This is a genomic window from Duganella sp. CT11-25 (assembly GCF_047302815.1).
Lineage (GTDB): Bacteria > Pseudomonadota > Gammaproteobacteria > Burkholderiales > Burkholderiaceae_D > Rugamonas.
On sequence record NZ_JBKBFD010000001.1, the window covers coordinates 3908159 to 3926734 of the forward strand.

Below are 18576 nucleotides of genomic sequence, written 5' to 3' on the forward strand. Positions count from 1 at the left end.
AAATAATTAATCAGATTGAAGCGGCTTACCGCGTGGACAGGCGTTCGGCGACGATCTTCGGCGTGATGAACACCAGCAGTTCGGTCTTGTCGTTGGTGCGGCTGTTGCTGCGGAACAGATAGCCCAGCAGCGGCACGTCGCCCAGCAGCGGCACCTTGGTGGTGGTGTTGCGTTCGGTCTGCTGGTAGATGCCGCCCAGCACCACGGTGCCGCCGTTCTCGACCATGACCTGGGTCTTGACGTGCTTGGTGTCGATGGCGAAGCCGGCGCGGGTTTCCTGGCCGACGCTGTCCTTGTTGACGTCGACGTCGATGACGACGTTGCCGTCCGGCGTGATCTGCGGCGTCACTTCCAGCCGCAGGTTGGCCTTGCGGAACTGGATCGAGGTGGCGCCGCTGCTGGTGGCCACCTGGTAAGGCAGTTCGATGCCCTGCTCGATCAGCGCGATGGCCTTGTCGGCGGTGATCACGCGCGGGCTGGAGATGATCTTGCCGGTGCCGTCCGCCTCCAGCGCCGACAGCTCCAGGTTGAGGAAGCGGTTGGCGGCCGACGAGAACAGGCTGACGGCCAGCGAGCCGGCGTCGGCGCCGTTGATGGCCGCGGCCGGCAGGTTGATGAACTGGGTGTTGTTGAAGCTGCCGTCGGTGACGGCGACCTGGCCGGTGGTCTGGCCGACGCCGGTCAGGTTGCCGCCGATCGCCACCCGGGTGTTGCTGCTGCCGATCTGGTAGCCGGAATCGCCGCCGCGGATGGTGCGCATGTCGGCAAAGCCGAGCTTGGCCCCCAGGTTGCGGGTGAAGGTGTCGCTGGCCTCGACGATGCGGGCCTCGATCAGCACCTGCTTGGTGGCGATGTCGGTCTTGGCGATCAGGCGCCGCACGTCCTCCAGCTTGGAGGCGATGTCGGTGACGAACAGCTGGTTGGTGCGCGGCTCGATGATGGCGCTGCCGCGCTTGGACAGGATGCGGTTCTTGGCGTCGCCGCCCTCCAGGCCGAACACGGTTTTAAACGCCTCGGCCTTCTGGTAGTTCAGCTGGAAGATCTCGGACTTCAGCGGCTCGAGGTCGGCGATCTGGGCGCGCTGTTCCAGCTCCAGCTTTTCCTTGGTCAGCAATTCCTCTTTCGGCGCGATCCACAGCACGCTGCCGTTCTTGCGCATGTCCAGGCCCTTGGCCTGCAGCACCACGTCCAGCGCCTGGTCCCACGGTACCTCCTTCAGGCGCAAGGTCAGGTTGCCGCTGACGCTGTCGCTGGTGATGATGTTCAGGCCGGAGATGTCGGCGATCGCCTGCAGCGCCGCGCGCACCTCGACGTTCTGGAAGTTGAACGACAGCTTCTCGCCGCGGTAGCCCTGCGAGCCCTGGGTCAGCTTGTTCGGGTCTTCCTTGATCGGCTTGACGTCGACCACCAGCTGCGTGTCGCTCTGGTACACGGTCTGTTCCCACAGGCCGCGCGCCTCGATGGTCATGCGCGTGTTGTCGCCCTGCGGCACGGTGGTGATCAGCGCCACCGGCGTGCCGAAGTCGCCGACGTCGAGCCGGCGCCGCAGCGTTTCCGGCAGGCCGGTCTTGATGAAGTCGACCACCACGCCGGTCGGCGTCTGGCGCACGTCGACCGCCACCTGGTTGTTGGGCAGGTCGACCACGATCCGGCCTTCGCCGTTGGCGCCGCGTCGGAAGTCCATGTCGCGCAGCAGCTGGCGCGTGGCGGGCGCGGCGGCGGCGGCCTTGGCGGCGGCGCTCGGCAAGCCGCTGGCGTCGACCGCCGTGGCCAGGCCGCCGGAGCCGTCGATGGTCAGGATCACCGCGTTGCCGTCGATGGCGGTGGCGTAGTTCAGCGTGCGTTTCAGGTTGAACACCAGGCGCGAGCGCTCGCCGGCCTGCACCACGTTGACCCCGCGCAGCTCGCCCACGTTGAAGTCCAGCGTGTTCTTGCCGGTGGCGTTGACGGTGGCGCCGAAGTCCAGCGCGACGCGCGGCGGATTGGTGATGGCGAAGCCGATCGGCATCTGCGCCGGCGGGTTTTTCAGCGCGATCTTGACGATGACGTTGGCGCCCTGCTGGTTGGCGGTGATCGATTCGATGGCGTTGCCGGCGCTGGCCGCGGCCGGGGCGGCGGTCTGCGCATGGGCCGGCAGGGCCAACTGCAAGGCCAGCGCCAAGGCCAGCACAGGCGCCCAAGTGGCGGCGGCCAAGGCGCGCCGAGCCGTGATATGAGCGGTCATTTGGTATTCTCCTTGCTTTCCTGCAGTTCCAACTTCGACATGCGTTCGACCCAATCGCCGGTCGCATCCTGTACGATTTCCTTGATGTTGACGGCGCTCTCGTTGATGCCGGTGATCAGGCCGTAGTTCTGGCCCACGTGCTGGCCGACCACCACCTGGTGCACCGAGCGGTCGATCTGCAGCACGGCGTGGATCACGCCCCGCTTCTCGATGGTGCCGACCATTTTCACGGTGTCGAGCGGATAGCTCTCCAGCAGCTCCTTGCGGCGCTCGGTGTCGGGCTTGAGGCCGCCGCCGCTCTTGGCGGCCTTGGCCAGCTCGGCCAGCAGCTTGTTGGGGTTGAACGGGTCCAGCTCGTCCTTCTGCTGGTAGGCGAACGGGATGAAGGTCTTGGGCTCGGCCAGCGGCGGCACCGCCACCTTGGCCTGCGCGTCGACCTGCTTCATCCAGGTGCGCACCTCCTGTACGTTGCTGTCGCCGCAGCCGGCCAGCAACGGCAGCAGCAGCGCGGCCGCCAGTCCGGCGATCAGCGTCCTCATGATTTGTTCCCCGCTTTTTTCTTCTTCTTGTCGGCCTCGGCCTTGCGCTGGGCGGCGACCTCGTCCGGGTCCAGGTAGCGGAAGGTCTTGGCCACCGCGTCCAGCGTCAGCCCGCCATCCTTGCCGGTGCTGAGCGTCATGTTGTTGAGGGTGACGATGCGCGGCAGGTTGGCCATGTCGCCGGCGAAGGCGCCGATGTCGTGGTAGCTGCCGGTGACCTTGATGTCGATCGGCAGCTCGGCGTAGTAATCCTTGACCACCACCTGGGCCGGCTTGAACAGCTCGAACTGCAGGCCGCGCCCGGAACCGGCCTGGTTGATGTCGGTCAGCAGCGCGGCCATCTCGGCCTTGCTCGGCAACTGCTTCTGCAGGCGGTCGACATACTGGTCGACCTGCACTTTCTGCGCGCGCAGCGCTTCCAGGTTGACCGCCTGCGCGGTCTTGACCTCGTATTCGCCGCGCAGCTTGGTTTCCAGCTGGGCGCCGGCCTCCTGCTCCTCGAACTGCGAGCTCCAGTAGCCGAAGTAGCCGGCCACGCACACCGCCGCCGCCACGCCGACCGCGCACAGCACGCGCGGCGCCACCGGCCACTGGCCGGGATGGCGGCCGCTGAGGCCGCGGAACTGGTCGGCCAGCTCGGCGCCGAGCTGGTTCAGGTTGATGTTGACGTTGGCCATTACGTGCCCTCCTGCGCATGGACGGGCGCGGCGCCGGCCGCCGTGGCCGCCACGGTGGCGGCGGGCTTGCCGGGCGCTCCCTTGGCGCCACCGGCGGGCACATCCTTGTCACGCGGACGCTTGATATTCACCACCAGGTTGAACTCGACCACCTTCTTGGCGGTCTTGCCCTGGCCCAGGCCGGTGGACTTGACCTCGATCAGGTCGGGACGCTCCAGCCACGGCGAGACGCCGGCCAGGTTGCGCAGGAATTCGGAGACCCGCTCCTGCGATTGCGCGTAGCCGTTGACCGTGACCTTCTGCCCCTCCTGCTTGAAGCCCTTGAGGTAGACGCCGGGCGGGGTCTGCTTGACCAGCTCGTCCATCAGGTAGACCGGCTGGTTGCGGTCGCCCTGCAAGTCCTCGACCGCCTGCTGGCGCGCCTTCAGCGCTTCGATTTCCTGCTTCAGCGTGGCGATCTCGGCGATCTTCGTGTCGAGCACGGTGATCGCGCCCTTCAGCACCGCGTTGCGTTGCTCCTGGATCGAAATGGCGCGGGCGTTGTAGCCGCCCACCAGCAGCACGATGCCGACGCCGATGATGCCGCCCAGCGCCAGCAGCGCGAAGAAGGCGGCCTTCTTTTGCTTGCGTTTTTCCTCGCGGTGCGGCAGCAGGTTAATCCGTATCATCAGCCGAACCTCCGCAGGGCCAGGCCGCAGGCGACCAGGTAGGCCGGGGCGTCGAGCCGCAACTGCGATTCGCGCACCGCCGGGCCCAGCTGCATGCCCTTGAACGGCGAGATGACGGCGCTGGAAATCTTGGTGCGGCTGGCCACCAGCTCCAGCAGGCCGGGGATCAGCGCGCAGCCGCCGGCCAGGAACAGCTGGTCGACCCGGGTGTAGGGGGTGGAGGTGTAGAAGAACTGGATCGCGCGCGTGACTTCCAGCGCGGCGCTTTCAAGGAAGGGCATCAGCAGGTCGGCGTTGTAGTTGTCCGGCAGGTCGCCGGTCTTCTTGCGCGCCTCGGCCTCGTCGAAGGCCAGGCCGTAGGAGCGCACGATGTCCTGGGTCAGCGCGTTGCCGCCGAACGGCTGCTCGCGCTCGTAGACGGTGACGCCGTCCAGCATCACCGAGATATGGGTGACCTGGGCGCCGATCTGGAACAGCGCGACGATCTGGCCGGCGCCGGCTTCCGGCAGCTGCGCCGTGACGCGGTCCAGCGCGGCGCGCGCGGCATAGGATTCGATGTCCATCACGGTGGCCTTGAGGCCGGACGCTTCGGCGATCGCCACCCGGTCCTCGACCTTTTCGCGGCGCGAGGCGGCCAGCATGACTTCGATATCCTCGGCCGAGTTGGCGGCCGGGCCGATGACGTCGAAGTCCAGGCTGACCTCGTCGAGCGCGAACGGGATGTACTGGCTGGCCTCGGATTCGACCTGCACTTCGAGCTGGTCTTCCGACAGCCCGGCCGGCAGGATGATTTTCTTGGTGATGACCGAGGCCGGCGGCATGCCCAGCGCCGCGTGCTTGGCGCGGGTGCCGCTTTTCTTCCAGACCCGGCGCACCACTTCGACCACCTGCTCCATGTTTTCGATGTTGCCGTCGGTGACGGCGTTGCGCGGCAACGGCTCGGCGGCATAGCGCTCCAGCCGGATCTCGCCCTTGGCGCCCTGCGCCAGCTCGACCAGCCGCACGCTGGAGGTGCTGATATCGATCCCCACCAGCGGCGGATTGCCCTGCCCGAACAGGGACTTGATATCGATCATGCGTGCCCCCCGGCGCCACGGCTGACGCCCGCACCACAGTGCTTCCGAACAACCATCCGACCTGTTTGCATATGGGAACTCGTTTGAAAACCAGCGTTTAGACTGCTTATGTAAGACCGTACATTAAATCTTGCCTATATAAGTGTAAAGGTATTTCTACTGTGCACGATTAATGCAGTGTGAGGGTTTCACCACACTTATTTTTGCTCTTATGGCAGCAAAAACAACTCAGTTGCTTTGTTGCTAGCATGTAATATTTTTGTCATATGGCACGGCGCGCCATGGGCTTGAACGCTCGCTTATAATGATTCGCGTACATAATCCAGGTACATAAGACAGAAAGATCGAACTGCATGGCTTCTTCCAATTCGGCACCTCCACCATCGACCGCCGCCGACGCCGCGGCCAAATCCAAGGGCAAACCACCTTCGCGCTTCTTCCTCATGGCCGGCCTGACCGTGGTCGGGCTGGGCCTGACGGCGCTGCTGCTGGTGGTGTTCGGCCTGGCGATGGCCTATCCCAACCTGCCCGAGCTCGACACGCTGACCGACTACCGGCCGAAAATGCCGCTGCGGATCTTCTCCGCCGATAACGTGCTGATCGGCGAATTCGGCGAAGAGCGCCGCAACCTGGTGCGCATCAAGGACATCCCCGACGTCATGAAGAAAGCCGTGCTGGCGATCGAGGACGACCGCTTCTACGAGCACGGCGGCGTCGACTACACCGGCATCCTGCGCGCGGCCCTGCACAATGCGACCGGCGGCGCCAAGCAGGGCGCCTCGACCATCACCCAGCAGGTGGCGCGCAACTTCTTCCTGTCGAGCGAACAGACGCTCAAGCGCAAGGCCTACGAGGTGCTGCTGGCCTGGAAGATCGAAAAGAACCTGAGCAAGGACCAGATCCTCGAGGTGTATATGAACCAGATCTACCTGGGGCAGCGCGCCTACGGCTTCTCGTCGGCCGCACAAATCTATTTCGGCAAGAATCTGCGGGACATTAGCGTGGCCGAGGCGGCCATGCTGGCCGGCCTGCCGAAGGCGCCGTCGGCCTACAACCCGGTGGTCAATCCGAAGCGCGCGCGCACCCGCCAGCAGTACATCCTGCAGCGCATGCACGACCTCGGCTATATCAGCGACAAGCAGTATGAAACCGCCAAGGCCGAGCAGCTCAAGGTCAAGACCGACAGCAGCGAGTTCGGCGTGCACGCCGAGTACGTGGCCGAGATGGCGCGCCAGCTGGTGTACGAGCAGTTCAAGGAAGACACTTATACGCGTGGCCTGAACGTCTTCACCACCATCACCAAGTCCGACCAGGACGCCGCCTACCTGGCGCTGCGCAAGGGCGTGATGGACTACGAGCGGCGCCACGCCTACCGCGGCCCGGAAGCGTATATCGACATCCCGCAGAACAAGGAAGAGGCCGACGACGCCATCGAGACCGAGCTGGCCGACCACCCGGACAGCGACGACATCGTCGCCGCGATGGTGCTGGCCGCCACGCCGCAGCTGATCACGGCCGTGACCGCCTCGGGCGAGGAAATCAAGATCACCGGCCCGGGGCTGGAGATGGGCCGCTCGTGGCTGTCCGAGAAGGCGGCGCCGAACAAGCGCATCCGCCGTGGCGCGGTGATCCGCGTCATGCAGGAGGGCAAGGACTGGGAAGTGACGCAGATGCCGGAGATCGAATCGGCCTTCGTCGCGGCCAGCACCACCGACGGCGCGATCAAGGCCATGGTGGGCGGCTTCGACTACAACCGCAGCAAGTTCAACCACGTGACCCAGGCCTGGCGCCAGCCGGGCTCGTCGTTCAAGCCCTTCATCTATTCGGCCTCGCTGGAGCGCGGCCTGTCGCCGGCCACCATCATCAACGACGCGCCGATCTCGTTCGACGCCGGCCAGACCGGCGGCCAGGCCTGGGAGCCGAAGAACTACGACGGCAAGTATGATGGTCCGATGACCATGCGCAAGGGCCTGACCAAGTCCAAGAACATGATCTCGATCCGCATCCTGCACCGCATCGGCGCCAAGTACGGCCAGGAATACACCACCCGCTTCGGCTTCGACCCCGACAAGAACCCGCCCTACCTGACGCTGGCGCTGGGCGCGGGCAACGTCACGCCGCTGCAGATGGCCGGCGCCTACGCGGTGTTCGCCAACGGCGGCTACAAGGTCAGCCCCTACCTGATCTCCAAGGTGACCGACGCCGACGGCAAGATCCTGTCGCAGGCCAATCCGGACCTGGCCGGCGACGAGAAGAACCGGGTGATCGACGAGCGCAACGCCTTCCTGATGGACAGCATGCTCAAGGACGTGGTGCGCTTCGGCACGGCGACCAAGGCGCTGGCGCTCAAGCGCCCCGACATCTCGGGCAAGACCGGCACCACCAACGATTCGATCGACGCCTGGTTCGCCGGCTACCAGCCCAAGCTGGTGGGCATCGCCTGGATCGGCTACGACCAGCCGAAGAACCTGGGCAACCGCGAGACCGGCGGCGGCCTGGCGCTGCCGATCTGGATCAACTACATGCAGAAGGCGCTGAAGAATATCCCGATCGAGGAGCGGGCGGTGCCGGAAGGCGTGATGCTGGTGGGCGACGAGTACTACTATGCGGAGAATCCGCCGGGCACCGGGGTGCACAACCTCGACGGCCCGAGCCAGGGCACGCCGGCCGAGGAAAAAGCCAAGGATGCCGTGAAAAACGAGCTGTTCTGATCCCGGTGCGCGCGCGACGGCCAAGGCCGCCGTGCGGCCGCAGCGGGAATCAGCCCAGGTGCACCGGGCTGCCGCCCTGGGCGCTGACCATCTCGGACAGCGCGGCGAACAGTTCCGAGCCGTCGCGGGTATTGATCCACTGGCCGTCGCGCTGCTTGTAGTGGTAGCCGCCCGAGCGCGACGCCACCCACAGCTCCTGCATCGCGGCCTGGCTGTTGACGATGATCTTAGAACCATTGTCGATAAACTCGATTTCCAGCACATTGCCGCTGCGGCTGCACTCGACGTCGAGCATGTCCTCGTCGTTCAAGTCGTCCAGTTTGGCCTCGATGGCACTAAGGGTGGCCTCGGCCTGCGCCAGGAATTCTGATTCGCCCATGCTACACTCCAATATCTATACTCAATCCATGATTTTATCGTGAAGTCCACTTTCCGTTTGTTTATCGGCACAGCGACCCTGAGCCTGACCGTATTGCTGAGCGGCTGCGGCCAACCCGGCCCGCTTTACCTGCCCAAGCCTCCAGCGGCCAAGCCCGCCAAGAGCGGCGCCGCCCCTGCCCCGACCACGCCTCCGACCACCACTCCAGCTCCTCAACAATAATCTTATGTCGCAATTTTCGTATAAAGACGGCGTGCTGCACGCCGAAAACGCCTCGCTGAGCGCGATCGCCGAGCAGTTCGGCACGCCGGCCTATGTGTATTCCAAGGCCCAGCTGCTGGCCAACTTCGCCTCCTACGCCGACGCCTGCGCCGGCCGCGACGCGCTGGTCTGCTACGCCATGAAGGCCAACTCCAACCTGGCCATCCTCGACCTGCTGGCGCGCCAGGGCGCCGGTTTCGACATCGTCTCCGGCGGCGAGCTGCTGCGCGTGCTGGCCGCGGGCGGCGATCCAGGCAAGGTGATCTTCTCCGGCGTCGGCAAGAGCGTCGACGAAATGCGCCTGGCGCTGTCGCACGACATCCTGTGCTTCAACGTCGAATCGATCCCCGAGCTGCACCGCCTGAACGACGTGGCCGGCGCCATGGGCAAGACCGCGCGCATCTCGCTGCGCGTCAACCCGAACGTCGACGCCAAGACCCACCCCTACATCGCCACCGGCCTGAAGGCCAACAAGTTCGGCGTGGCCTTCGACGACGCGCTGGACACCTACCGCGCGGCCGCCAAGCTGCCGCACCTGGAAGTGGCCGGCATCGACTGCCACATCGGCTCGCAATTGCTGGACGACGCGCCGCTGCTGGAAGCGCTGGACCGCCTGATCGAACTGATCGACAAGCTGGGCGAGGAAGGCATCGTGCTGCACCACCTGGACATCGGCGGCGGCATCGGCATCAACTACGGCGAGGCGGGCGAAGCGCCGCCGGTGCCGGTGGGCGACTACCTGGGCCGCCTGTTCGCCCGCATCGACGCCTGGCGCGCCGCGCACCACGACGGCAAGGCAATCAAGGTGATCTTCGAGCCGGGCCGCTCGATCGTCGGCGACACCGGCGTGCTGCTGACCAAGGTGGAATTCATCAAGCACGGCGAAGAGAAGAACTTCTGCATCGTCGACGCGGCGATGAACGACATGGCGCGTCCGGCGCTGTACCAGGCGTGGATGGACATGCAGCCGGTGGTGCGGGGCCAGGCCGAGGCGCGGGCGTATGACGTGGTGGGGCCGATCTGCGAATCGGGCGACTGGCTGGCGCGCGACCGCGCGCTGGCGGTGGAGGCGGGCGACCTGCTGGTGATGCATACGGCGGGCGCGTATGGTATGACGATGGCGTCCAACTACAACACGCGCGGCCGCGCGGCCGAGATCATCGTCGACGGCGACGTCTGCCACCTGGTGCGCCAGCGCGAGCAGCCGCAAGACCTGTACGCGCTGGAATCGCTGATCAAGTAAGCAGCGCAAGCAAAGCGCAAGCCGCCCGCCTCACCGCCGGCGGCTTTTTTCATGCGCAAACGCTGGCTTACGCGGCGGCCTTCTTGCGCACCCAGTAGAGGCGCATCAGCAGCAGCGCGCCGAGGATCGTGCCGAAGATGATCGGTTGCGTGAAGTTGTGCTTGCCCGCCTTCATCCACCAGAAGTGCAGGATCGCCAGCGGCGCGATCACGTAGATCACGCGATGCAGCCACTGCCAGCGCTTGCCTCCGAGCCGCTTGACCATGCCGTTGGTGCTGGTCGCCGCCAGCGGGATCAGCAGCACGAAGGCGATGAAGCCCACCGTGATGAACGGCCGCTTCAGCACGTCCTTCCACATCTCCTGCACATCGAAGAAATGGTCGAACCACAGGAAAGTCATGAAGTGCAGCAGGCCGTAGAAGAATACATACAGCCCCAGCATGCGGCGCAGCTTGACCAGCCAGTTCCATTTGCCCAGCCGGCGCAGCGGCGTCACCGCCAGGGTGATGCACAGGAAGTACAAGGTCCAGTCGCCGGTGCCGCGCGTGATGAACTCCAGCGGCTCCACCAGCTGCCCGGTCAGCGTCAGGTAGACCATGCGCAGCAAGGGCACCAGCGCCAGCACAAAGATGGCGGCCTTGATCCAGCTGACCTGCCGCGCGGTCGGATTGAACGCCATCAGTAGAATTTTTTCAAGTCCATGCCGGCGTACAGCGGCGCGACATCGTTATAGCCGTTGAACATCAGCGTCTTGCGCTTGCGGGCCAGGAAGCCGTCTTCGCCGATGCGGCGCTCCGACGCCTGCGACCAGCGCGGGTGGTCGACATCCGGATTGACGTTCGAGTAGAAGCCGTATTCGTTCGGCGCCGACAGGTTCCACGAGGTGCGCGGCTGCTCCTTGACGAAGCGGATCTTGACGATGGACTTGGCCGACTTGAAGCCGTACTTCCACGGCAGCACCATGCGCACCGGCGCGCCGTTCTGGTTGGCCAGCGTTTCGCCGTACATGCCCAGGGTCAGCAGCGCCAGCGGATGGTTGGCCTCGTCGATCCGCAAGCCCTCGGTGTACGGCCATTGCAGCACGCGGCTGCCGACGCCCGGCATTTGCTTCTTGTCGGCCAAGGTGATGAATTCGACGTACTTGGCGTTGCCGGTCGGCTCGACCTTCTTGATGATTTCCGAGAACGAATAGCCGATCCACGGGATCACCATCGACCAGCCCTCGACGCAGCGCAGGCGATACACGCGCTCTTCCAGCGGCGCCAGCTTCAGCAGCGCGTCGATGTCCAAGGTCATCGGCTTCTTGACCTCGCCTTCGATGGCGACCGTCCACGGCCGCGTCTTCAGCGTGTTGGCGTACATCGCCGGCTCGCTCTTGTCGGTGCCGAACTCGTAGAAGTTGTTATAGCTGGTGGCGTCTTTGTAGGGGGTCTGCTTGTCCAGCGCCGAGTAGGCGGGGTTGAGCCTGGCGGCCAGCTTGGGATTGCCGCCGCCCTGGGCGAACGCTTCGCGGTTGGCCATCTCCAGCAGCGCGGCGCTGCCGACGGCGCCCATGGCGATCTGCTTCATGAAGTTGCGGCGCGATTCGTACACGCCGCGCGGCGTGATTTCCGATGAGAACGGCAACTCGATGCCGTTGGGACTGCGCTTGATCAACATGCTGACTCCGAAAGAAGTGAAGGCTCAACCTTACACCAATCTTCCGAAGTCAAACTTAAACTTATGTTTACAACTTGCCGTAGGAATGCAGGCCGGACAGGAACATGTTCACGCCCAGGAAGGCGAAGGTGGTCACCAGCAGGCCCACCAGCGCCCACCAGGCCGCCGGACGGCCGCGCAGGCCCGTCATCAGGCGCATGTGCAGCCAGGCCGCGTAGTTGAGCCAGACGATCAGCGCCCAGGTTTCCTTCGGGTCCCACGACCAGTAGCCGCCCCAAGCCTCGGCCGCCCACAGCGCGCCCAGGATGGTGGCGATGGTGAAGAAGGCGAAGCCGGCCGAGATGGCCTTGTACATGACGTCGTCCAGCACTTCCTCCGACGGCAGGCGGTCCTTCAGGTAGCCCGAGGTCTTCAGCAGGTAGGCCGAGGCCACCATGGCCGCCAGGGCGAAGTTGCCGTAGCCGATGAAGTTGGCCGGCACGTGGATCTTCATCCACCAGCTTTGCAGCGCCGGCAGCAGCGGCTGGATGTCGGCCGCATTGCGCGAGGTGGTGTACCAGAACAGGAAGCCGATGGCGGCGGTGATCACCAGCAGCACGAACGGACCCATCTGGCGGGTGGCGTAGCGCTGCTCGAAGTACAGGTAGAACATGGCGGTGATCAGCGAGAACAGGATGAACACTTCATACAGGTTGGACACCGGGATGTGGCCGACGTCGGCGCCGATCAGGTAGGACTCGTACCAGCGCACCATCATCGCGGTCCAGCCCAGCACCACGGCGGCCCAGCACAGCTTGGAGCCGATGCTGGAGGCCGAGTCCGAGCGGCCCGCCAGGCCGATCAGGTAGAACACGGTGGAGATGCAGAACATCACGCTCATCCACAGCACCGCGGACTGGCTCGACAGCATCATGCGCAGCCAGAACTTCTTGCTGCCCATGTCGAGCTGGCCGGCGTACATCGAGATCGCCCACAAGGTCAGCAGCGCCACCAGCGGCATCAGCCAGCGCACCGGCTTCCAGTGCCAGCCCAGCGCGGCGAAGGTCGGCGCGGCCAGCAGCAGGATGGCCTGCTCGTAGATGTCCATATTGTGGTGGTAGCGGTTCAGGCCGAACACCGCGCCGGCCAGCAGCGCCAGCGCGAACAGCCAGTCGGCCGCGTTCAGGCGCTTGAAGTAGCCGGGCGCCTGGCTATATTTTTGCTGGGTTTGCGGGGATTGCGTCAGTTCCATCATGTTCTCCGGTGTTGCAATATGGCAATATATTAAAGTATATTAACTTGCCTGTGGCAGCTTTTCCTTCAATACCTCAAATTCGCGCTCAAAGTCCAGCGTCTTGCGCTGGGTGCTCATCGCCATCAGCGCCTCGGTTCCAGGCGCGGCGCCGTCGGCCTCATCCTTGATCCAGACCCACAGGCGGCGCTCGCGGATGTAAAACATCGAGAATACGCCGAGTACCAGGAACAGGCAGCCCAAATACACAACATTTTTTCCCGGCGAACGCGTGACCTGGAACACCGAGGCCTTGATCTCGGTGAAGTCGTCCAATTGCAGATAGACCGGCGCGCCGTAGAAGAAGACGTCCGACAGCGCGTTGGTGGCCAGCTGCAGGAAGCGCGCGTGGTTCTCGTCGGCGCTGACCGGCTCCAGGCCGTCCTTGGCGCGCGCGGCCTGCCACAGGTCCCACAGGCTGCCGTTGAGGATCTTCATGAAGACGTCGGCGGCTTTTTCCTGCTCGGCGGCCGGGACCTTTTCCAGGAACTGCGAGATGGCGACGAAGCCGGCCGCCTTGTCGTCGCCGGCGAAGATGGTCAGGCTTTTCTCGGCCGACGCCTGCAGCTGGCCGCGCAGCACGTCGGAGCTGCCGGCCTGCGGCGTGGCGCGCTCGGCGTAGCGCCTGGCGGCGGCGGCGCGCAGGCCGGCGTCGTTGAGCGCGGCGCGCAGGCGCATCCACTCGGTGACGCCGTGGGCGTCGTCGGCCGGGATGCGCAGGAAGCTGAAGTTGTCCGACGGATTGGCCCGCATGCCGGCCAGGAACACGGTGGCGCCGTCCACCGTCACCGGCTGCATGTAGTTCTGGTATTCGCGCGCCTGGCCGGTCTTGTCGCGCAGCTTGTACTGCACGCTCGGGCCGACGTTTTTCAAATCCTTGTTGTTGGCGTTCTTGCCGGCCGAGCCGGTGTGCTTGTCGAGGCTGGAGGCGAACTGCTCTTCCAGGCTCTGGCCCTTGGTGACGGCGCGCGCATCCTGCGAGGCGCCGACGTTCTCCACGTTGAACGGACGGAAGCCCGACCACTCCACCGTGTAGGCGTCGTTCAGCGGCGTGGCGCCGCCGACCTCGCCGCCGATCTCGAAGCGCTTGGTGTCGGTGCCGTTCATCGGGAAGCCGGTCAGCTTGAGCTTGCTGCCGCCGTCTTCAAAGCTGGACTGGTACACCGCCAGGCCCTTGTACAGCAGGGGCTTGTTGACTTCGATGGTGGCCTTGACCACTTCGCCGGTGGCGTGGTCGCGGACCTCGACCTCGCTGGCGAACAGCTTGGGCATGCCGGTCGAGTAGAAGTCGATGGTGAATTTTTTCAGGTTGATGGTGAACGGCAGTTCCTGGATCAGCACGCCGTCCGGGCGGGCCAGGATGGCGGTGTCGCTGGACGCGCCTTCCGGAATCATGGTGTTGCCGCGGAAGGTGGGATTGGACGTGCCGAGGCGGTGCTGCGGCGGCACTTGCGAGATCAGGCCGCTGCCGGCGAACGGCACCTTGCCGAAGAACCATTCCTGAAGGCGGATCGGGATGTCCGAATCGAGCAGGCCGCCGATGCAGATCACCACGATGGCCGAGTGCGCGAAGATGTAGCCGAACTTGTTGGCCGCGCCCTGCTTGGCGGCCAGCAGCGTGCCGTGTTCCTTCTCCACCAGCTTGACCTTGTAGCCGGCGTCGGCCAGGCGGGCCGCGGTCTGCTGCGCCAGCGCGGCGCGCGCCAGCGGCGAGCGCCACTGCATCTTGTGGTGGAAGTTCAGCAGCGACTGCTCGCGCACGTTCTCGCGCCAGCTGCGCATGTCCTTGAGCATCTTGGGCGCGTTGCGCACGATGCACAGCGTGGTCGAGGTCACCAGCGCGGTCATCAGCAGCAGGAACCACCAGGCCGAGTACACGGTGTACAGGCCGGCCATGCGGAACACCTCGAACCAGAACGGGCCGAATTGGTTGAGGTAGTTGGAACTGGCCTCGCCCTGCTTCATCACCGTGCCGATCACGGCGGCGATGGCGATCATCGCCAGCAGCGCGATGGCGAAACGCATGGAGGAAATCAGTTCGACGATTTCGCCGACGATGGGGCGGCGGGTTTTCAGCTGGATGCCGGTGGTGCTGGGGCTGCTCATGCGCTGGGAATCTCAAAAAAGGGAGGCAGCCGGCAGCATACAACAAAAAGGGCAGCATGCTTGCGCTGCCGCCCTTCTCGGATTGGCCGGACTACCCGGTGTAACTTATTTCAGGCCGGCCACGTAGTCGGCGACGGCCTTCATCTCATCGTCCGACATGCGCATGGCGATGGTGGTCATCTCGGCGCTGTTCTTGCGGCCCTTGGCCTTGAACAGGTTCAGCTGGGCCACCGTGTAATCCTGGTGCTGGCCGCCGATGCGCGGATATTGCACGGGGATGCCGGCGCCGCCGGCGCCGTGACAGCTGGCGCAGGCCGGGACGCTTTTCTCGGCGATGCCGCCGCGATAAATCTTCTTGCCCAGCTCAACCGTGTCCTTGTTCTTGGCGGCCCCAGGCTTGTGCGCCTGGGTCGCCAGCCAGGCTGCGACGTTGTGCTTCTCTTCGTCGCTCAGCATCTTGGCGTAGGTGGTCATCACGGCCTGGTTGCGGTCGGCGGTGGTGAAGTTCACCAGCTGCTTGTACAGATAGCCTTCGTGCTGGCCGGACAGTTTCGGATTGACGGCGATGGTGGAATTGCCGCCGGCGCCGTGGCAGGAAACGCAGGCCGGCAGGCCACGCGCGGCGTCGCCGTCGGTGTACAGGGTGCCGCCTTTGGCCGCGTCGATTTTCGGCGCGGCGGCTTCGGCGTGGGCAGGCTTTTTCTCTTCGGCGGCAACGGCGGTGGCGGCAACGGCCAGCAGACCGACGAGCAAGGATTTTACAAACGGTGAAAACACACTATTCATTCAAGCACCCTGAGACTAGTCTAAAAAGATTTTTTTGAACCTATCGTCCACCCTAGCACGAAATATGCATGGCAGCACTTCGCAACCACTCATTGTACAATAGCTTTCCAGCATATTTGCTCCATTTTGTTGCATTTTTCCCCATCCCATGTCCAAACTCTGGCAAGCCCGCTTCTTTACGACCGTCAACCAATTGCGCGATCTGCCCGACACCCAGGTGCCGGAGATCGCCTTTGCAGGTCGCTCCAACGCCGGCAAATCGACCGCCATCAACATCCTGTGCAACCAGAAAGGGCTGGCGTTCGCCTCCAAGACCCCGGGCCGGACCCAGCACATCAACTACTTCTCGATCGGCGGCGCCCACGTGGCGCAGCACCGCAAGGACCCGACCATCGTCGCGGAAATCGAGTGCCTGCTGGTCGACTTGCCGGGCTACGGCTACGCGGAAGTGTCCGGTTCGGCCAAGCTGCACTGGCAGCGCCTGCTGGGCGACTACGTGCAGCGCCGCGAGCAACTGGCCGCGCTGATCCTGATCATGGATTCGCGCCGCCCGTTCACCGACCTGGACATCCAGATGCTGGAATGGTTCGCGCCGACCGGCAAGCCGATTCATTGCATCCTGACCAAGGTTGACAAATTGAACCGCAACGAATCGGTCAACGTGCTGCGCCAGGCAAAAGCCAAGCTCGACAGCTATGTCGACGAGGACGGCGAAGGTTTCCCGTTCACCGTGCAACTGTTCTCCGCGCTCAAGCGCATCGGCATCGAGGAAGCCAACGACAAGATCCTGGCGCTGGCCGGCGTCACCGACGACGAGGCCGCCGCCCAGGTCGAGCTGATCGAGATGGAAGACGACGTCGAGCCGGACGAAAAATAACCTTCAGATTGAGGAATCCCCCCGTAATGAGCAAGCCACACGCCGCCGCCCAATTCCCTGCCATCCGCATGCGCCGCATGCGCCGCGACCCGTTCTCCCGCGCGCTGATGCGCGAGAACGCGGTGACGGCCTCGGACCTGATCTATCCGGTGTTCATCCTCGAAGGCACGCACCAGCGCGAGCCGGTGCTGTCGATGCCGGGCGTGGAGCGGGTGTCGGTGGACTTGCTGCTGAAGGTGGCCGAGGAATGCGTGGCGCTGGGCGTCCCGGTGCTGGCGCTGTTCCCGGTCATCGACGTGGCGAAGAAAACCCCGGACGGCATCGAAGCCACCAATCCCGACGGCCTGGTGCCGCGTGCGGTGCGGGCGTTGAAGCAAGCCTTCCCGGAACTGGGCATCCTGACCGACATCGCGCTCGATCCGTACACCAGCCACGGCCAGGACGGCCTGATCGACGACAACGGCTACGTGATCAACGACATCACCACCGACATGCTGATCCGCCAGGCGCTGTGCCACGCGGAAGCGGGCGTGGACGTGGTGGCGCCGTCGGACATGATGGACGGCCGCATCGGCGCCATCCGCGCCGCGCTGGAGGCGGCGGGCCACATCCATACGCGCATCATGGCGTACTCGGCCAAGTACGCGTCGGCCTTCTACGGCCCGTTCCGCGACGCGGTCGGCTCGGCCAAGAACCTCGGCAAGGGCGACAAGAACACCTACCAGATGGATCCGGCCAACAGCGACGAAGCGCTGCGCGAAGTGGGGCTGGACTTGGCCGAGGGGGCAGACATGGTGATGGTCAAGCCGGGCATGCCCTACCTGGACATCGTCCGTCGGGTGAAGGATGAATTCAAGGTGCCGACGTTCGCCTACCAGGTCAGCGGCGAATACGCGATGCTCAAGGCCGCCGCGCAAAACGGCTGGCTCGACCACGACAAGGTGATGATGGAATCGATGCTGGCCTTCAAGCGCGCCGGCGCCGACGGCGTGCTGACCTACTTCGCGCTCGACGTCGCGCGACTGCTCAAAGCCAGATAACCCCGGTGTCCGAATGTCGGCACTGACACCGATGTTTATCGACCAGCGCCCCGCGTGTATTCGGGGAACATTTCCTTGAGCAGGAAGGCGATCAGTTCCTTCTCGTCTTCCTTGCGCGCGCTCAGCGTCACGACCTTGCCCAGGCGGCGCGATTCCCATTCGAAGTCGCCCTGCTTTTCCTTGCGGATGATCTTGACCATTTCCTTGGCCACCGCTGTCTCGATATCCTGCTCGGCGCCCTGCTCGACGTGGATCTGCTGCAGCCAGCGGCGCTTGAAGTTGGTGTTCCAGCCGCGGAACTTGACTTCGGCGCTGTGGAAGCTCTTGTCCACCGAGAAGATGCCGCCGGTGTCGTCCTTGTCGGCGCCGTTATTGCCGCCCTGCGCGCGGCCGATGTTGGCCTTGGCGATGCGGTTGGCGCGTTCGTCCGCGGTCTCGGCCGGGGCCGGCGGCGCCGGTTGCGGATTGTTGGCCTCGCGCGCGGCGCGGCGCTTGGCGATCATTTCCGACATGTCCGCCTCGGGCGGCGGCGTCATCGTGGCCTGCACCGGCGGCACATAGGTTTCCAGCTTGGGCCGGATGGCGGACGGCGCATCCTTCGTCACCACCTGCTTGCGCGGCGGCGGCGGCTTGGCGGCCTTGGCCACCTCGGGCTTCCTCGGCTGCGGCTTGTTGGGGACCTTTTCCGGCAGCGGCGCAATATAGACCATCTGGCCGCCCTTGGACTTGGTCGGCATCACCGGCTTGGGCGACGGCGACAGCAGGTAGTACAGCACGCCGATCAGGTGCAAGGCGATGGAAATGCCGATGCCGATGCGGTTGGATTTCGACTTGCGGTCCCACGTGGCATAGCCCTCCCCCGCCGCCGGCAAACGCTGGCCGCAAGTTTCGCAATATTCGGAATTTGCAGTAAGGATGTGGGAATCGTGGTGCAAGATACAAACCTTGTGGAACGAAGTCGTCAAAATGGGGCCATAGTGCCAGAGTCCCGCAATTTTGGGAACCGCTCCGCAAGGCATGATAGCGCACCGGCCGACGGGCGCGCGCGCTTCAGGGTGTC

The 18576-nt window shown here is 64.7% G+C and carries 17 protein-coding genes; 5 read left to right on the plus strand and 12 right to left on the minus strand.

What is annotated here, in order from left to right:
* Nucleotides 1–25: 25 nt before the first annotated feature.
* From pilQ to ACEN9F_RS16790, 5 genes are read right to left on the minus strand one after another with little or no spacing between them, the layout of a single operon-like run.
* A complete protein-coding gene (gene pilQ, locus ACEN9F_RS16770) occupies nt 26–2224 on the minus strand; it encodes a type IV pilus secretin PilQ (RefSeq protein WP_413421456.1) in 2199 nt (732 codons plus the stop codon).
* A complete protein-coding gene (locus ACEN9F_RS16775) occupies nt 2221–2763 on the minus strand; it encodes a pilus assembly protein PilP (protein ID WP_413421458.1) in 543 nt (180 codons plus the stop codon). Before ACEN9F_RS16775 ends, pilQ begins: the two co-directional genes overlap by 4 nt.
* Nucleotides 2760–3440, minus strand: coding sequence for a type 4a pilus biogenesis protein PilO (locus tag ACEN9F_RS16780; RefSeq protein ID WP_413421460.1), 681 nt, complete (start codon nt 3438–3440; stop codon nt 2760–2762). The genes ACEN9F_RS16775 and ACEN9F_RS16780 overlap by 4 nt, the downstream gene beginning before the upstream one ends.
* Complete coding sequence (locus tag ACEN9F_RS16785) at nt 3440–4108, minus strand: PilN domain-containing protein (protein ID WP_413421462.1); 669 nt, start codon at nt 4106–4108, stop codon at nt 3440–3442. Before ACEN9F_RS16785 ends, ACEN9F_RS16780 begins: the two co-directional genes overlap by 1 nt.
* Nucleotides 4108–5184 (minus strand): pilus assembly protein PilM, encoded by a 1077-nt coding sequence (locus ACEN9F_RS16790; RefSeq protein ID WP_413421464.1) that lies wholly within the window; start codon nt 5182–5184, stop codon nt 4108–4110. Before ACEN9F_RS16790 ends, ACEN9F_RS16785 begins: the two co-directional genes overlap by 1 nt.
* A 353-nt stretch (nt 5185–5537) precedes the next feature.
* On the opposite strand from ACEN9F_RS16790, the gene ACEN9F_RS16795 reads away from it, so the two are divergent.
* The gene (locus ACEN9F_RS16795; RefSeq protein ID WP_413421466.1) at nt 5538–7895 is read left to right on the plus strand and encodes a penicillin-binding protein 1A; all 2358 of its coding nucleotides are present in this window, start codon (nt 5538–5540) and stop codon (nt 7893–7895) included.
* Nucleotides 7896–7944: 49 nt separating this feature from the next.
* On the opposite strand, the gene cyaY is transcribed toward ACEN9F_RS16795, so the two are convergent.
* A complete protein-coding gene (gene cyaY, locus ACEN9F_RS16800; RefSeq protein ID WP_413421468.1) occupies nt 7945–8274 on the minus strand; it encodes an iron donor protein CyaY in 330 nt (109 codons plus the stop codon).
* A 39-nt stretch (nt 8275–8313) separates the two neighbouring features.
* Here cyaY and lptM point away from each other — a divergent pair, with 39 nt between their 5' ends.
* Nucleotides 8314–8496 (plus strand): LPS translocon maturation chaperone LptM, encoded by a 183-nt coding sequence (gene lptM / locus ACEN9F_RS16805; RefSeq protein WP_413421470.1) that lies wholly within the window; start codon nt 8314–8316, stop codon nt 8494–8496.
* A gap of 4 nt (nt 8497–8500) precedes the next feature.
* Nucleotides 8501–9778 (plus strand): diaminopimelate decarboxylase, encoded by a 1278-nt coding sequence (gene lysA / locus ACEN9F_RS16810; RefSeq protein ID WP_413421472.1) that lies wholly within the window; start codon nt 8501–8503, stop codon nt 9776–9778.
* Between the two features lie 67 nt (nt 9779–9845).
* On the opposite strand, the gene ACEN9F_RS16815 is transcribed toward lysA, so the two are convergent.
* The 5 genes from ACEN9F_RS16815 to ACEN9F_RS16835 form a co-directional block, all read right to left on the minus strand.
* On the minus strand, nt 9846–10457 hold the full coding sequence (locus tag ACEN9F_RS16815; RefSeq protein ID WP_413421474.1) for a sulfite oxidase heme-binding subunit YedZ: 612 nt from the start codon (nt 10455–10457) through the stop codon (nt 9846–9848).
* A complete protein-coding gene (gene msrP, locus ACEN9F_RS16820) occupies nt 10457–11437 on the minus strand; it encodes a protein-methionine-sulfoxide reductase catalytic subunit MsrP (RefSeq protein ID WP_413421476.1) in 981 nt (326 codons plus the stop codon). Before msrP ends, ACEN9F_RS16815 begins: the two co-directional genes overlap by 1 nt.
* 67 nt (nt 11438–11504) lie before the next feature.
* Complete coding sequence (ccsB, locus tag ACEN9F_RS16825; protein WP_413421478.1) at nt 11505–12671, minus strand: c-type cytochrome biogenesis protein CcsB; 1167 nt, start codon at nt 12669–12671, stop codon at nt 11505–11507.
* A 39-nt stretch (nt 12672–12710) separates the two neighbouring features.
* On the minus strand, nt 12711–14813 hold the full coding sequence (locus ACEN9F_RS16830) for a cytochrome c biogenesis protein ResB (protein WP_413421480.1): 2103 nt from the start codon (nt 14811–14813) through the stop codon (nt 12711–12713).
* A 105-nt stretch (nt 14814–14918) separates the two neighbouring features.
* Nucleotides 14919–15599: a c-type cytochrome gene (locus ACEN9F_RS16835; RefSeq protein WP_413421483.1), complete on the minus strand. Its 681-nt coding sequence runs from the start codon at nt 15597–15599 to the stop codon at nt 14919–14921.
* A gap of 148 nt (nt 15600–15747) precedes the next feature.
* On the opposite strand from ACEN9F_RS16835, the gene yihA reads away from it, so the two are divergent.
* Both yihA and hemB read left to right on the plus strand, forming a co-directional pair.
* Nucleotides 15748–16476 carry a ribosome biogenesis GTP-binding protein YihA/YsxC gene (yihA, locus tag ACEN9F_RS16840; RefSeq protein ID WP_413421485.1) on the plus strand — a complete coding sequence of 243 codons (729 nt, stop codon included), beginning with the start codon at nt 15748–15750 and terminating at the stop codon, nt 16474–16476.
* A gap of 26 nt (nt 16477–16502) precedes the next feature.
* On the plus strand, nt 16503–17516 hold the full coding sequence (gene hemB, locus ACEN9F_RS16845; protein WP_413421487.1) for a porphobilinogen synthase: 1014 nt from the start codon (nt 16503–16505) through the stop codon (nt 17514–17516).
* 35 nt (nt 17517–17551) lie between these two features.
* On the opposite strand, the gene ACEN9F_RS16850 is transcribed toward hemB, so the two are convergent.
* On the minus strand, nt 17552–18451 hold the full coding sequence (locus ACEN9F_RS16850; protein WP_413421489.1) for a hypothetical protein: 900 nt from the start codon (nt 18449–18451) through the stop codon (nt 17552–17554).
* Nucleotides 18452–18576: the final 125 nt, after the last annotated feature.